Genomic DNA, 14,493 nt, shown 5'->3' on the forward strand with positions numbered 1-14,493 from the left:
CGCACCATGCCCAGCACTCTTCGCTCCGACCTGCGCAACGTCGCCATCGTCGCCCACGTCGACCACGGCAAGACCACCCTCGTCGACGCGATGCTCCGGCAGGCCGGCGCCTTCACCGCCCACCAGGCCGAGAGCGTCGCCGAGCGCGTCATGGACTCCGGTGACCTCGAGCGCGAGAAGGGCATCACGATCCTCGCGAAGAACACCGCGGTGCACTACGCCGGTCCCGCCGGCGGCGGCCAGCCGATGGTCATCAACATCATCGACACCCCCGGCCACGCCGACTTCGGCGGCGAGGTCGAGCGCGGCCTCTCGATGGTCGACGGCATCGTGCTCCTCGTCGACGCCTCCGAGGGTCCGCTGCCCCAGACCCGCTTCGTGCTGCGCAAGGCGCTCAACGCCGACATGCCGGTGATCCTCGTGGTCAACAAGACCGACCGTGGCGACGCCCGCATCGCCGAGGTCGTCGACGAGACCTACGAGCTCTTCATGGACCTCCTCGACGAGAGCCACAGCCAGGACGCCCTCGACTTCCCGGTCGTCTACGCGTCGGGCCGCGCCGGTGTCGCCGGTCTCGAGCAGCCCGCCAACGGCGAGCTGCCCGACTCCCCCGACCTCGAGCCGCTCTTCAAGACGATCCTCGAGACGATCCCCGCCCCGACCTACACCGAGGGCGCGCCGCTGCAGGCGCACGTCACCAACCTCGACTCGTCGCCGTTCCTCGGCCGCCTCGCGCTCGTGCGCATCCACGAGGGCAACCTGAAGAAGGGCCAGACCGTCGCGTGGATGAAGCGCGACGGCGAGGTCAAGAACGTGCGCATCACCGAGCTGCTCGTCACCGAGGGCCTCGAGCGCAAGCCGGGCGAGTCCGCCGGTCCGGGCGACATCGTCGCCATCGCGGGCATCCCCGACATCACCATCGGCGAGACGCTGGCCGACCCGGAGAACCCGGTCGCGCTGCCGCTCATCCACGTCGACGAGCCCGCCATCTCGATGACCATCGGCACCAACACCTCGCCGCTCGTCGGTCGGGTCAAGGGCGCCAAGGTCACGGCCCGCCTCGTCAAGGACCGCCTCGACTCCGAGCTCATCGGCAACGTGAGCCTCCGCGTGCTCCCGACCGAGCGTCCCGACGCCTGGGAGGTGCAGGGCCGCGGCGAGCTGGCGCTGGCCATCCTGGTCGAGCAGATGCGTCGCGAGGGCTTCGAGCTCACCGTCGGCAAGCCGCAGGTGGTGACGAAGGAGATCGACGGCAAGGTCCACGAGCCCGTCGAGCGCCTCACGATCGACGCCCCGGAGGAGTACCTCGGCACGATCACCGAGCTGCTCGCCTCCCGCAAGGGCCGCATGGAGTCCATGACGAACCACGGCACCGGCTGGGTCCGCATGGAGTTCCTCGTGCCGGCGCGCGGGCTCATCGGCTTCCGCACCGAGTTCCTCACCGACACCCGCGGCACGGGCATCGCCCACCACATCTCCGAGGGCTACGAGCCGTGGGCCGGCGAGATCCGCTCGCGCAACAACGGCTCGCTGGTCGCCGACCGCAAGGGCGCGGCCACGGCGTACGCGATGACCTCGCTCCAGGAGCGCGGCGTCATGTTCCTCGAGCCGACCACCGAGGTCTACGAGGGCATGATCGTCGGCGAGAACTCCCGCGCCGACGACATGGACGTGAACATCACGAAGGAGAAGCAGCAGACCAACATCCGGTCCGCCACCTCCGACAACTTCGAGAAGCTCATCCCGGCGAAGAAGCTGTCGCTCGAGCAGAGCCTCGAGTTCTGCCGCGACGACGAGTGCGTCGAGGTCACGCCCGAGATGGTCCGCATCCGCAAGGTCATCCTCGACCAGAACGAGCGCGCCAAGATCGCGTCGCGCGCCCGCAAGTCGAAGTAGCACCCGCACGCCCCCGCCCGCACGGGCTGCGCACGGCCCTCGTCCCCGGTACGCCGGGGCGGGGGCCGTCGTCGTACCCGGACGCCTCGCTTGCCCGCGAGCGCCACCCGCCCTAGTGTGATCCCGACCATAATAATGATGCGGATGGAATCCGGTCGGGGTCTCGGGACGAGGGACGGAGCACGATGACCAGCACGGCGCTCACGCTCGAGCAGAAGAGCTACCAGCACCTGTTCTCGCCGATCACGGTGGGCACGATGCAGCTGCGCAACCGGGTCATGATGCCGCCGCACGCCTCGGCCATCGGCAACATCTACGGCACCGACGACGAGGCGCGTCGCAACATCGCCTACTTCGTGGAGCGCTGCCGCGACGACGGCCCCGCCTGGGTCGGCAGCCTCTCCACCCACGTGCGCAACACGCTCATCCCCGGCTTCGAGCCGACCGGCGTCGGCGCCGCGACCACCGGCTTCTTCCGGCTCCCCTTCTTCGTCGAGCGCGTGCAGGCCTACTGCGACGCGCTCCACGCCCTCGACAGCAGCGTCACGGTGCAGATGGTGCACCAGGGCGGCATGCCGCACGGCCCCTCCAACGTGATGAGCGCGCCCACCATCAACCTGATGCCGCACGTGATGGACCAGGCCGACATCGACGCCTTCGTGGCCGAGTACGCCGCGTCCGCGCGGCTGTCGATGGAGGGCCGCGCCGACGGGGTCGAGCTGCACCTCAACCACGACGACCTGCACGAGTGGTTCCTCTCGCCGCTCACCAACCACCGCGAGGACGCGTACGGCGGGTCGCTCGAGAACCGGGCGCGCTTCGCGACCGAGTGCCTCCGCGCGATCCGCGACGTGGTCGGCACCTCGATGACCGTGGGCGTCCGGCTCAACATCCGCGAGGAGCTGCCCGGCGGGTACGACGTGGACGGCGGCGTCGAGCTGGCGCAGTACCTCGAGTCGACCGGGATGATCGACTACGTCCACGGCGTCGTCGGCAGCCCGTGGGGCAACCCCAGCTACATCCAGCCGACCTACTTCGACCCCGCGCAGTACGCGTCGCTGGCGGGTCGGCTCAAGCAGGGCATCTCCCTGCCCGTCGTGCACACCGGGCGCATCAACCACCCCGACGTCGCCGAGCTCGTGCTGGCCAGCGGCCACGCGGACGTCGTCGGCATGGCCCGCGCCCACATCGCCGACGGCGACCTGCTGCGCAAGGCCCGGGAGGGCCGGGCCCACGAGATCCGCCCGTGCGTCGGCGGCAACGAGTGCATCAGCCGCCGCTACGTCGAGGGCCTCCCCTTCGGCTGCGCCGTCAACCCCGCCACGAGCCACGAGGACGAGGCCCCCTGGGCCAACCCGCGTCCCGGCCGTCGCCTGCTGGTCGTCGGGGGCGGCCCCGCGGGCATGGAGCTCGCCGCCCTCGCCGCCGAGGGCGGCATGTCGGTGGAGCTGCGCGAGGCCGACCCAGCGCTCGGCGGGCAGCTCCGGTACGTCGTGCAGGCCCCCCGTCACGAGAGCTACGGCGCGTACCTCGACTGGCAGGTGCGCCGCCTCGAGACGCTCGGCGTGACCGTGCGCCTCGGAGAGCGCGTCACCGCCGACGACGTGCGCGCCGCGGGCGCCGACACCGTCGCGATCGCCACCGGTGCGGGGCCGCGCCGGCCCGACGTGCCCGGCGTCGACGCCGACCACGTGCTCGACGTCCGCGACGTGCTCGCCGGCCGCGCCACGGTCGGGAAGCGGGTGCTGGTGGTCGCGCAGGACGACCACGTCGCCCCGCTCTCGGTGGCCGACCACCTCGCCGGCCGCGGCCACGACGTCACCGTCGTCTACGCGACGAACCAGCCCGCCCCGCTGCTCGGGCGCTACATCATCGGCGGCATTCTCGGCCGGCTCGACGAGCAGGACGTGCGCATGGTCCTCATGGAGGAGGTCGTGCGCATCGACGCCACCAGCGTCGAGACGCGCAACGTCTACTCCCAGAAGGTCCGCACGCTCGAGGGGTTCGACTCCGTCGTCCTCGCGTGCGGGAGCGTGGCCGAGCCGGCCCTGTACGACGCGCTGCGCGGCGAGCTGCCCGACCTCCACCTGCTCGGTGACGCCTACGCCCCCCGCCGGCTCGTCTTCGCGACCCGGCAGGCCTGGGCGCTCGCCCAGCAGCTCGTCACCGCACCCTGATCGCCCCCGACGCACGCACCGACCCGCACGCACCGACCCGCACGACACCAGCCGCTCAACAGGCCCGAACAGGAGAGAACCACCATGCTGCTCAAGGACAAGGTCGCCCTCATCACCGCCGGTGCGTCCGGCATGGGCCGCGCCGGCGCCGAGGCGTTCGCCCGCGAGGGCGCCCACGTCGTCGTCGTGGACGTCAACGACGAGGCCGCGAAGGAGACCGTCGCCGGCATCGAGGCCGAGGGCGGCAGCGCCTCCTCCGCCGTCGTCGACGTGCGCGACCTCTCGGCGCTCAAGGACCTCGCCGCCGACGTGACCCGCGAGCACAAGAAGCTCGACGTGCTCTACAACAACGTCGGCATCCCGGGGGCCGCCGGCCTCGACCTCACCGAGGAGGAGTGGGACTTCGGCCTGGAGATCAACGGCCGCGCCAGCTTCTTCCTCTCCGGCTACCTCACCGACGCCCTCAAGGCCGCCGACGGCGCCTCGGTCATCTTCACCAGCTCGACGTCGGGCCTGGTCGGCTCGCCGCTGAGCCCGATGTACTCGTTCACGAAGGGCGGCGTGATCGCCCTCGTCCGCTCGATGGCGCTGGCCTTCGCCCCCGACAAGGTGCGCGTCAACGCGATCGCGCCCGGCTCGGTCGAGACCCCGGGCCTGCCCGGCTTCTTCCGCAGCAACGACCTCGAGGAGATCGAGCGCCGCAAGGCCGCGTTCTTCGCGACCATCCCGATGGGCCGCGCCTCGCAGCCCGAGGAGATCGCCCAGGTCGCGCTCTTCCTCGCCAGCGACATGTCGAGCTACGTCACCGGCGTGACCATCCCGGTGGACGGCGGCATCACCGCCAAGTGAGCGACGGCTGACCCGACGCGCAGGGGCGGCACCCGGTCTCCGGGGGCCGCCCCTGCGTCGTACGACGCCCGCTCACCGCAGGTCGGCGAGCACCCCGTCGATCCGGGCGCGGGCCAGCGGGTGGGTGTCGGGCGCCGGCAGCAGGTAGGTCCGACGCTCCTCGATCGCCGCCACGACCAGCTCGCCGACCCGCTCGGCGGAGACCCGCTCGAGGCCCAGCTCGAACGCCGGCTTCGGGAGGTCGCCGTCGGTCCGCGCGGGCGGCAGGTCCGCCGGACGGTTGCGGGCGGCGTCGTGGATCCGGCTGGGCACGGGCCCGGGGCAGAGCACGGTGACCCCCACCTCCGGCGCGACGGCGTCGAGCTCGAGGCGCAACGTCTCCGAGAGGCCGACCACGGCGTGCTTGGTCGCGGAGTACGCACCGTTGCCGCCGCCCGGGATGGGCGCGAGACCCGCGATCGACGACGTGTTGACCACGTGCCCGCGCCGCGCCTCGACCATCGCGGGCACGAACGCGCGCAGGCCGTTCGCCGTACCGATGAGGTTGACCTCGACGATCCAGCGCCAGTCCTCCGCGGTCTGCTGCCAGACCGGCAGCCGGGTGGTGACGACGCCCGCGTTGTTGCAGAGCACGTCGACGCGGCCGAGCTCGCCGAGCACGCGTTCCGCGAGGGCCTCCATGGCCTCGGCGTCGCGCACGTCGACCTGCACGCCGACCGCCCGGGCGCCGGTGGCGGTGACCTCGCGGACCGCCTCCTCGAGCTGGCCCTGCTCGACGTCCGCCAGCACGACGGTCAGGCCGCGGGACGCGAACGCGTCGACCATGCCCCGGCCGATGCCGCTGGCGCCGCCGGTGACGACCGCGACCTGGCCCGCCTCGACCCTCATGCCGCCAGCTCCGGGAGGACCTTCGTGCCGAACTCCTCGAGCTGCGCCATCGCGTCGCGGTGGGCGAGACCCGGCCAGTGCGGCTTGTAGACGAAGTGGCTCATCCCGATCTTCTCGCCGAGCGCACCGAGCTGGTCGACGCACTCCGCGGGCGTGCCGAGGACGAACCGGTTCTCGATGTCGGCCCGCAGCTCGGAGCCGTCGCCGACCGGGGTGTTCTCCCCCGACAGGCCCCACTTCTTGTACGTCTCGTACCGCGCGCGGTAGCGCTCGAGCGCCGCCTCCATCCCGGCCTCGCGGGTGGGCGCGATGAGCAGCTCGCGCCGGACGGGGAAGTCGCCGTCGAGCGCGAGGCCGGCCTCCGCGCGGGTGTCGAGGAACAGCCGGCGCAGGTCGACGAGCTCGTCGTGGGTGGGGAACGGCGGGGAGTACCAGGCGTCCCCCATCCGGGCGGCCCGGCGTACGGCGCCCGCGGCCTGGCCGCCGATCCAGATCGGGATGCCCCCCGGCTGCACCGGACGGACCGACGGCTGCGCGCCCGAGACCGAGAAGTACTCGCCCTCGATATCCACCTGCTCGCCGCTCCACAGCGCCTTGACGAGCCGCAGCGACTCCTCGAAGCGGGCGACCTTCGTGCCCTTCTCGACGCCGAACGCCGCGAACTCGTGCGGGCTGTAGCCGAGCCCGACCCCGAAGATCGCGCGCCCGTCGGTGAGCACGTCGAGGGTCGCCATCTGCTCGGCCACCTCGACGGGGTTCACCATCGACAGCAGGACGATCCCGGTGGCCGTGCGCATGGTCGGCGCGACGCCGCCCATGTGGGTCAGCCAGGGCACGGGCTGGAAGTAGCGCAGCTCGGAGCCGAGGAAGTGCTGCCCCGCGACCATCAGGTCGAAGCCGAGCTCCTCGGACGTGCGCACCAGCTCCTCGTGCTCGGCCTTCTGGCGCGCGGCGGGCACGGACGCGTCGTACACGGACGTGAGCAGGATGCCGAACTTCATGGGTGTCTCCTCAGACCAGCTCGGCCGCGGCGAGCGGCGTGTGGAGGTGGGCGCCGAAGAGGTCGGCGCAGAACGGGTCGGTGCTGGACGACCAGCGCACGACGGAGACCTTCGCGGCCCGGATCCGGTCGTCCCAGTAGACGCCCTTCACCCGGTCCTCGGCCACGCCGTAGGCCGACGCCACCCCCGCGGGCGTCAGCAGCACCGAGTCGCGGGCGAGCCGGTAGCGCTCCTCGTCACCGAAGAACAGGTCGATGGTCACCGCGAACGGGCCCGCGTTCTTGCTGCGGATGATCTCGGCGCAGTCATACAGACGCACGGGCGGGCTCCTGGTGGGTCGCGTCGGTCGGTACGGCGCCCGCCGCACCGTCGGTCTCGGCGGGCCGCGGGAAGTGGGTCACGACGTACGGGAACGGCCCGCACGGGTCGGCGAGCGGCAGCAGGTGGTAGATCGAGAAGGTGTAGACGTCGGAGACCGGCACCACGACCGGCATGATCGGCGCCGCCGCGTTGCCGGCGGTGGTCTTGCGGCCGGGGTAGGGCCCGATGAAGAGGCGGATGAACGCGTAGTAGGCCACCTCCTTGGCCAGCTCGGCGGTGTCGGCCACGACGTCGACGAGCACGCCCGCCTCGTGGCCGGTCACGCTCGTGTGGGGCTCGAGGGCCCCGAGCACGGCGTCGAGACCGAAGATGCGCGTCGTGAGACGCAGCCGGCCCTCGGCGATCGCGGCGGCGAACCGGGGGGCGGCGGCCACGGCCTGCTCGGCGGCGTCCGTCCACGTGCGGGCCTGGGCCAGCAGCTCCGGCTCCCGCACGCCCAGCAGCGAGACGGCGCGGAAGCCCTCGCGCCGCGCGCCCTCCATCAGCAGGGTGTACGGCGCCTCGTGCCACCGCGCGCCCTCGCAGCGCACACCGGGCACGTCCGTCGCGTCCGCCCCGTCGCCCACCCGCTCGGCCACGTCGGCGTACGTCGCCTCCCCCAGGTCGAGCGTGCCGCCGGGGTTCTCCTCGAGCGTGGGGTGGGCGCGCTCGTAGAACGTGTGGGAGACGAGCGAGCGGATCGTGGGACGCGCGCCCTCGTGGGGCGAGCGGACCGTGAAGCCGTCGGCGTCGAGGCTCGCCCAGATGCAGCGGCCGGAGTCGCCCGGCTCGAGGGCCAGCCCGCCGCACTCGAGCATCTTGCCGGCGTGGGCGGCGACCGCGGTCGGGAGCCCGCGGAGCATCGGGAGCGCCATGAAGAGACCGATGTCGAGGGCCCGTCCGGTGAGGACGCCGTCGAGCCGACCCTGAGCGTCGTCGTGGCCGAGCGCCGCCATGATCGGCTCGGGACCGATGAGGGCGACGATCCGGTCGGCCTCCTCGACGTCCGCGACGGTCAGCTCGGGCGACAGCCCGGCGTCGGCGCTGCAGGGCACCACGGGCGGACCGTCGGTGATCGCCGCGGTGAGGAGGTCGCGGTCGACCTCCGACCGGACCACCCCGACGCGGGGCTCCCAGCCGTTGCGCGCGCACATCGCGTCGAAGCCCTGCAGGCACGTCTCGAGGTGGGGGTCCGCGCCGGCGATGCCGAAGGAGAACACGAACGGCACGCCGTGGCGCAGCGCGGCCCGCACGTAGGGCTCCACGTTGGCGGCCTGGTTGGCGGAGACCTGCTCGCCCGAGCCCAGCCAGTAGGGGCCCCAGTCGCTGCCGGTGCCCTGGGCGACGACCACGTCGACGCCCCAGGAGAACGCCCGCTCGATCGCCTCCTCGATGTCGGGCGACGGGGCGATGTGGTTGACGAAGCCGAGGATGCGCACGGCGTCCGGGCTCGTGGCGGCGCTCGCGGGGCCGGTGGTGGCGCTCATGCCGTACCCGGCCGGGTACGGCGAGGGGATGTCTGCAAGGGGGTCCTCTTCCTCGGGACGGGGTCGATCGGCCGGGTCAGCGGATCGGGGTGGCCGGGGCGGCGAGCAGGTCGCGGAGGGGACCGCGCAGCACCTTCCCGGCGGCGTTGCGGGGCAGCTCGTCGACGACGCGCAGGTAGCGGGGGCGCTTGTAGCCGGCGACGCGCTCCCCGACGTACGCGACGAGGTCGCCCGCGTCGGGCGCCCGTCCGGCGCGGGCGACGACCGCGGCGGCCACCGCCTCGCCCCAGCGCTCGTCGGGCACGCCCACGACGCAGGCGTCGACCACGTCGGGGTGGGAGCGCAGCACCTGCTCGACCTCGGCCGGCGAGATGTTCTCCCCGCCCGAGATCACCAGGTCCTTGATGCGGTCGGTGAGGAACAGGTAGCCGTCGTCGTCGAGGTGGCCGCCGTCGCCCGTGCGCAGCCAGCCGTCGCCCGGGAGCAGCGCCGCGGTCTCCGCGGGCAGCCCGGCGTACCCCGGCGAGTTCTGGGCCGAGCGGGTCCACACCTCCCCGAACGCGTACGGCGCGCAGCGGCCGCCGCTCTCGGGGTCCCGCACCTCGAGCTCGACCCACGGGTAGGGCCGTCCGGCGGAGCGCCAGCGCGGGGAGCCGGGCGCGAGGTCCGCGCTCGCGGGCATCTCGGTGAAGGCACCGGTGGTCTCGGACATCCCGTAGACCTGGTGGAGGACGGGGCCGAACAGCGCGAGGGCGTCGGCCTGGACCTGCGGGCTGATGGGCGAGGCGCCGTACACGATCGCTTCGAGGTCGGGGAAGCGCGCGCCCTCGGGGGCGGCGGCGCAGAGCCGCGCGATCATCGCGGGCACGAGGAAGGTGTGGGTGACCCCGTCGTCGACGAGGTGGCCGAGCAGGGTGCGGGGGTCGGCGTCGCCGGCCAGCACGGTGGTGGTGCCGGCGTACAGGCCGACCAGCCCCCAGCTGAGCGCCCCGACGTGGAAGAGCGGCGTGGCGAGCAGGCTCGTGCCGGCCGGACCGAGGCCCCACCAGGGCGCGACCCGGGGCACCTTGGCCTCGAGGTTGCCGTCGGTCAGCAGCACGCCCTTGGGGCGCCCCGAGGTGCCGGACGTGTAGACCTGCAGGACCACCCGGTCGGGGTCGTCGTCGAGCGTCGGCACGGTGGCGGCGGCCGGTGCGGCCGCCATCCAGGCCTCGTAGGTCTCCCCCAGCTCGAGCGCCGCCAGCGGCGACGCCGTCGCGAGCACGTCGCGCGAGTGCCGCGTCGTCACGTCGACCACGCTCGCCCGCGGGACCGCGTCGGCCACGACGACGGCGAGCTCGGCGGGGGCGAGCCGCCAGTTCATCGGCACGGCGACCAGCCCCGCCCGGGCGCAGCCCACCAGCAGCTCGAACGTCTCCGGAGCGTTCGCCAGCAGCAGCGCGACCCGGTCGCCGGGCACGAGACCCGCGGCCAGCAGGCCGGCGGCCACGCGGTCGGCGCGGTCGTCGAGCTGGGCGAAGGTGAGCGCGCGGCCGCGGTGGACGAACGCGGGACGGTCGCGCAGCCCCACGGGCACGTGCCGGCCCTGGTCGCGCAGCCGGTAGCAGGGGTGGGTGCTCACGCCTCGTCGTCCTCGTCGGGCGCGAGGGGTCCGCGGTCCGGGCCCAGGTCGGTCGGCAGCGACTGGATCGCGCGCAGCATGGCGCTGCCGCCGTACGTCGGGTCGTCGTCGAGCAGACGGGCCTCGGGGAACCGGCGGACCAGCGTCGAGAACACGATGTCGCCCTCGATCCGGGCCAGTGCGGCCCCCAGGCAGAAGTGCGGACCGAAGGCGAAGGAGAGGTGCTCGTGCTTGTTGTCGCGCTCGACGTCGAGGCGGTCGGGCTCGTCGAACACCGACGCGTCGCGGTTGGCGGCGCCCATGACGACGACGACCGTCTGGCCCGCGCGCACCGGCACTCCCCCGATCTCGAAGTCCTCGGTGGCGACCCGCGGCAGGTAGTGGTGGGGCGAGTCGTAGCGGATCAGCTCGTCGACCGCCCCGCGCACGAGGCTCGGGTCGGCGACGAGCAGGTCCCACTGGTCGCGGTGGCGCTGCAGCGCGAGGAAGCCGTTGCCGAGCAGGTTGGTCGTCGTCTCGCTGCCGCCGAAGAGGATGAGCAGGTACATGGCGACGAGCTCGTCCTCGGTGAGACCCTCCTCGTCGCGCTTGGCGAGCATGGCCCTCGCCAGGTCGGGCGCCTCACCGGTCTCGCGGAAGCGCTGCACGGTCTTCCCGACGTACGCACGGAACGCGTCGATCGCCTCGTCGGCCTCGCGCAGCGACCGCTCGTCGAGGGAGAACAGCCGACCGACCGCCTCCGACCACTCCCAGATCAGCTCGCGGTCGCTCTGCGGGACCCCCAGCATGTCGACGATCACCCGGACCGGCAGCTTGTTGGCGAGGTCCTGCTTCACGTCGGCGACGCCGCCGGCCGCCACCTTGGCGAGCATGTCGTCGACGAGGTCGTCGGTGTGGCGCTGGATCGAGTCGCGCAGCGTGCCGATCGCCTTGGCCGTGAAGGCCCGCGCGGCGATGCGGCGCAGCCGGGCGTGCTCGGAGCCCTCGTTGCGGCTCATGAAGAGGCTCTCGAAGTCGAGCACCTTGAAGAACACGTCGTGCTGGTCGAGCGGCAGTCGGCCGATCGCGCCCTCGGCGAGCTCACCGAACCGGTAGGCGTTCTGGATGATCGGGTAGCGCCCGGCCATCACGTCCTTGACGTCGTCGTAGTGCGTGACGACGGTCGCCGGACCACCCTCCCACCGCAGGACGCCGGACCCGGCGCGCCAGCGCTCGTACATCGGGTAGGGCCACGCGATGGTCGCGGGGTCGGCCGCGAAGAACGCGCCGATCTCCTCGTCGCGCGTCGGCGCGGAGGTCGTGGGGGTCATCGGGTGCCGACTCCTCGGGGTGGGGCTGCCTGAGAGCTGAATCTGCTTATGTTGATCATGGTTACACGAAGAACATAGGACGGCTATATGTGACTGTCAACACATCGACCGGGACTCGATGCCCGGTCCGTGACTGGTCGCCGCGCCTCGGGCCCGGGGCGGTCGGACCGGCGGGCGCGGAGTGTGGCGGACGCCGGCACGTCCGGCGACCGTCCGGGTGCATCCGTCCGCCACACTCGGCATCCGCGGCGTGCCGCCTCGCCGCACCACGCTCCCGTACGACGCGCGCCGCACCGACAGTGCCGCCGTACGTCAGCCGGCCTTGCGCCCCGGCAGGAGCACCCAGGCCGCCAGCGCCGCCAGGACGGCGCCCGCGCAGGAGAAGAGCGCGGCGACCTCGTAGCCGATCTCGCGGGGGTGCACGAGGCCCGGGGCGGTGTAGGTCGACATGACCGCGGCGACGACCGCCGCACCCACCGCGCCGCCCATGAGGCGCAGGACCTGGTTGATGCCGGTGGCGCTCGCGGTGCGGGCCTCCGGGGTGCGGGCGACGATGAGCGAGGGCATGACGGAGTAGGCCATGCCGATGCCCACGCCCATCAGGAACATCATCGCGACGATGTGCAGCTCGTTCTCGTGCACGAGCGCGAAGAGGCCGAACGACGAGGCCACCAGCAGCGCCCCGATCGCCAGCACGGCCCGCGACCCGAGCGGGCCGGTGAGCCAGCGCGCCACCGGCGGGGAGAAGAAGCTGGCGAGGGCCATCGGCAGCATCAGCAGGCCCGTGACGAAGACGGAGTGACCGAGGCCGAGGCCGGTCTCGGGCGGGCGCTGGATGACGAGGATGACCACCGTGACGCCGCCGAAGACACCGATGCCGAGCAGGAAGGCGGCGATGTTCACGCCCAGCACGCCCTTCGCGCAGGTGAGCCGCAGGTCGACGAGGGGCGCCCGCACGCGCAGCTCGACCACGACCCACGCGACGAGCAGCGCGACCCCGCCGGCGCCGAGACCGAGGACGAGCGGGGTGGTCCAGCCCCAGATGTCGCCGCGCGCGACGACGAGCAGGGTCGCGGCGAGCCCGCCGCCGAGCAGGAGCGCACCCGGTACGTCGACCTCGACGTCCCCGATCGAGTCCCCCGAGAGCGGGACGCGGCGCCACACCCACACGGCCGCCGACGCCGACACCACGAGGGCGAGCACGAACGCGGCGGGGTAGCCGCCGTACCGGACGCAGAGCCCGATCGCCGGGTTGCCGAGGCCGACCCCCACGGCGACGCTCGTCGACAGCACGCCGAGCGTGCGGGCGAGCACGACGCCCGACAGCTGCTCGCGGGCGATGCTGACCGTCAGCGGCACCATCGCGTAGCCGACGCCCTGGAACGCGCGGGCGGCGAGGAGCGCCGGGAAGGACGGGACGAGGGCGAGGGCGCTGCCGGCGGCCACGAAGAGCAGCGCACCGACGAGCAGCCGTCGCCGCAGACGGCCGTCCGCGAGCCGGGAGAGGATCGGCGTGCCCACCACACCGACCAGCAGCGTCACGATGAGGGACCACTGCGCGTCGGCGATGGCCACCCCGCGGGTCTGGGAGACCTCGAAGACGATCGGACTGCCGAGCCCCGCGACGATGGCGCCGGTCAGGGCGGCGAAGGAGAGGCAGACGATGAGGCCGGCGTCGCCCGGGCGCCGACCGCTGGCCCGGGCCGGGGCGACGACCCCGTCGGCGGGGGCCGACGCCGGCGGCGTCACACCAGCTCGAGCAGTGTGGCGTTGGCCATGCCACCGCCCTCGCACATGGTCTGGAGCCCGTAGCGGTGGCCCTCGCGGCGCATCCGGTGCACCAGCGTGGTGAGCAGGCGGGCGCCGGTGCCGCCGAGGGGGTGGCCGAGGGCGATCGCGCCGCCCTGGGGGTTGGTGCGGGCCGGGTCGGCGCCGAGCGCGGCGTTCCAGGCCATCGGCACGCTCGCGAAGGCCTCGTTGACCTCGTAGGAGCCGATGTCGCCGAGCGCCACGCCCGAGCGCTTCAGCAGGGCCTCGGTGGCGGGGATCGGCCCGGTCAGCATCATCACGGGGTCCGAGCCGACGACGGTCATGGTGTGCACGCGGGCCAGCGGGGTGAGCCCGTGGCGGGCGACGGCCTCGGCGGAGGCGACCAGCACCGCCGCCGCGCCGTCGGAGATCTGGCTGGCGAGCGCCGCGGTGAGGCGGCCGCCCTCGCGCAGCGGCTGCAGGGAGGCGAGCTTCTCGGCGGTCGTGCCGGGTCGGGGTCCCTCGTCGGTGGCGAGCCCGTCGACGGGCACGATCTCGGCGTCGAACTCGCCCGCGGCCGCGGAGGCGATCGCCCGGCGGTGGCTCTCGAGCGCGAACCGCTCCATCGCCTCCCGCTCCAGGCCCCAGTGCTCGGCGATGAGCTCGGCGCCACGGAACTGGCTGATCTCCTGCTCGCCGTACCGCTCCGCCCAGCCGGCCCCGCCCCGCGGGTGCGCCATGCCGGCCTCGACGCCGATCAGCGTCGGCGAGCCGATCGGCACCTGGCTCATCACCTCGACGCCGCCGGCGACGACGAGGTCCTGGGTGCCGGAGAGCACCGCCTGCGCCGCGAAGTGCAGGGCCTGCTGCGACGAGCCGCACTGCCGGTCGATCGTCGTGGCGGGCACCGACTCGGGCAGACCGGCGGACAGGACCGTCGTGCGGCCGACGTTGGAGGCCTGCGGACCGACCTGGCCCACGCAGCCCCACAGCACGTCGTCGATCTCGTCACCCGGCACGCCCGTGCGCTCGAGGAGGGCACGCAGCACGTGGGCGCCGAGGTCGGCGGGGTGGATCCCGGCGAGGGACCCGTTGCGGCGACCGACCGGGGTGCGGACGGCACCGACGACGAAGGCGTCCGTGGACATGGCTGCT

At 73.2% G+C, this 14,493-nt stretch carries 11 protein-coding genes; 3 read left to right on the top strand and 8 right to left on the bottom strand.

Going from position 1 to position 14,493, the window contains the following annotated elements:
• Positions 1-6: 6 nt before the first annotated feature.
• The 3 genes from typA to K329_RS0105990 all read left to right on the top strand — a co-directional run bounded on the left by typA (position 7) and on the right by K329_RS0105990 (position 4,922).
• On the top strand, positions 7-1,896 hold the full coding sequence (gene typA / locus K329_RS0105980) for a translational GTPase TypA (protein WP_028472332.1): 1,890 nt from the start codon (positions 7-9) through the stop codon (positions 1,894-1,896).
• Positions 1,897-2,081: 185 nt separating this feature from the next.
• Positions 2,082-4,073, top strand: a complete 1,992-nt coding sequence (locus tag K329_RS0105985) for an oxidoreductase (protein ID WP_028472333.1) — start codon at positions 2,082-2,084, stop codon at positions 4,071-4,073.
• Positions 4,074-4,157: 84 nt separating this feature from the next.
• Positions 4,158-4,922 (top strand): SDR family NAD(P)-dependent oxidoreductase, encoded by a 765-nt coding sequence (locus tag K329_RS0105990; protein ID WP_028472334.1) that lies wholly within the window; start codon positions 4,158-4,160, stop codon positions 4,920-4,922.
• Positions 4,923-4,994: 72 nt separating this feature from the next.
• Here the strand turns inward: K329_RS0105990 and K329_RS0105995 are convergent, their stop codons facing one another.
• The 8 genes from K329_RS0105995 to K329_RS0106030 all read right to left on the bottom strand — a co-directional run bounded on the left by K329_RS0105995 (position 4,995) and on the right by K329_RS0106030 (position 14,486).
• The gene (locus K329_RS0105995; protein WP_028472335.1) at positions 4,995-5,810 is read right to left on the bottom strand and encodes an SDR family NAD(P)-dependent oxidoreductase; all 816 of its coding nucleotides are present in this window, start codon (positions 5,808-5,810) and stop codon (positions 4,995-4,997) included.
• Entirely contained in the window at positions 5,807-6,811 is a 1,005-nt protein-coding gene (locus K329_RS0106000) for an LLM class flavin-dependent oxidoreductase (RefSeq protein WP_028472336.1), read from the bottom strand. The genes K329_RS0105995 and K329_RS0106000 overlap by 4 nt, the downstream gene beginning before the upstream one ends.
• Before the next feature lie 10 nt (positions 6,812-6,821).
• Complete coding sequence (locus K329_RS0106005) at positions 6,822-7,130, bottom strand: DUF4387 family protein (protein ID WP_028472337.1); 309 nt, start codon at positions 7,128-7,130, stop codon at positions 6,822-6,824.
• Positions 7,117-8,658, bottom strand: a complete 1,542-nt coding sequence (locus tag K329_RS0106010; protein WP_028472338.1) for an acyclic terpene utilization AtuA family protein — start codon at positions 8,656-8,658, stop codon at positions 7,117-7,119. The genes K329_RS0106005 and K329_RS0106010 overlap by 14 nt, the downstream gene beginning before the upstream one ends.
• A gap of 76 nt (positions 8,659-8,734) precedes the next feature.
• Positions 8,735-10,279 (bottom strand): class I adenylate-forming enzyme family protein, encoded by a 1,545-nt coding sequence (locus K329_RS24960; protein WP_052336403.1) that lies wholly within the window; start codon positions 10,277-10,279, stop codon positions 8,735-8,737.
• Positions 10,276-11,589: a cytochrome P450 gene (locus tag K329_RS24965; RefSeq protein ID WP_052336404.1), complete on the bottom strand. Its 1,314-nt coding sequence runs from the start codon at positions 11,587-11,589 to the stop codon at positions 10,276-10,278. The genes K329_RS24960 and K329_RS24965 overlap by 4 nt, the downstream gene beginning before the upstream one ends.
• A gap of 312 nt (positions 11,590-11,901) precedes the next feature.
• Positions 11,902-13,338 (bottom strand): MFS transporter, encoded by a 1,437-nt coding sequence (locus K329_RS24970; protein WP_169721569.1) that lies wholly within the window; start codon positions 13,336-13,338, stop codon positions 11,902-11,904.
• Complete coding sequence (locus tag K329_RS0106030; RefSeq protein WP_028472339.1) at positions 13,335-14,486, bottom strand: acetyl-CoA C-acyltransferase; 1,152 nt, start codon at positions 14,484-14,486, stop codon at positions 13,335-13,337. The genes K329_RS24970 and K329_RS0106030 overlap by 4 nt, the downstream gene beginning before the upstream one ends.
• Positions 14,487-14,493 lie beyond the last annotated feature (7 nt).

Origin of the sequence: Nocardioides alkalitolerans DSM 16699 (genome assembly GCF_000426525.1) — a bacterium.
GTDB lineage: Bacteria > Actinomycetota > Actinomycetes > Propionibacteriales > Nocardioidaceae > Nocardioides > Nocardioides alkalitolerans.

What these genes read in the sequence shown, in the direction of transcription:
- typA (WP_028472332.1), top strand. Translation starts at nt 7, where the DNA reads ATGCCCAGCACTCTTCGCTCCGACCTGCGCAACGTCGCCATCGTCGCC.
- K329_RS0105985 (WP_028472333.1), top strand. Translation starts at nt 2,082, where the DNA reads ATGACCAGCACGGCGCTCACGCTCGAGCAGAAGAGCTACCAGCACCTG.
- K329_RS0105990 (WP_028472334.1), top strand. Translation starts at nt 4,158, where the DNA reads ATGCTGCTCAAGGACAAGGTCGCCCTCATCACCGCCGGTGCGTCCGGC.
- K329_RS0105995 (WP_028472335.1), bottom strand. Translation starts at nt 5,810, where the DNA reads ATGAGGGTCGAGGCGGGCCAGGTCGCGGTCGTCACCGGCGGCGCCAGC.
- K329_RS0106000 (WP_028472336.1), bottom strand. Translation starts at nt 6,811, where the DNA reads ATGAAGTTCGGCATCCTGCTCACGTCCGTGTACGACGCGTCCGTGCCC.
- K329_RS0106010 (WP_028472338.1), bottom strand. Translation starts at nt 8,658, where the DNA reads ATGAGCGCCACCACCGGCCCCGCGAGCGCCGCCACGAGCCCGGACGCC.
- K329_RS24965 (WP_052336404.1), bottom strand. Translation starts at nt 11,589, where the DNA reads ATGACCCCCACGACCTCCGCGCCGACGCGCGACGAGGAGATCGGCGCG.
- K329_RS0106030 (WP_028472339.1), bottom strand. Translation starts at nt 14,486, where the DNA reads ATGTCCACGGACGCCTTCGTCGTCGGTGCCGTCCGCACCCCGGTCGGT.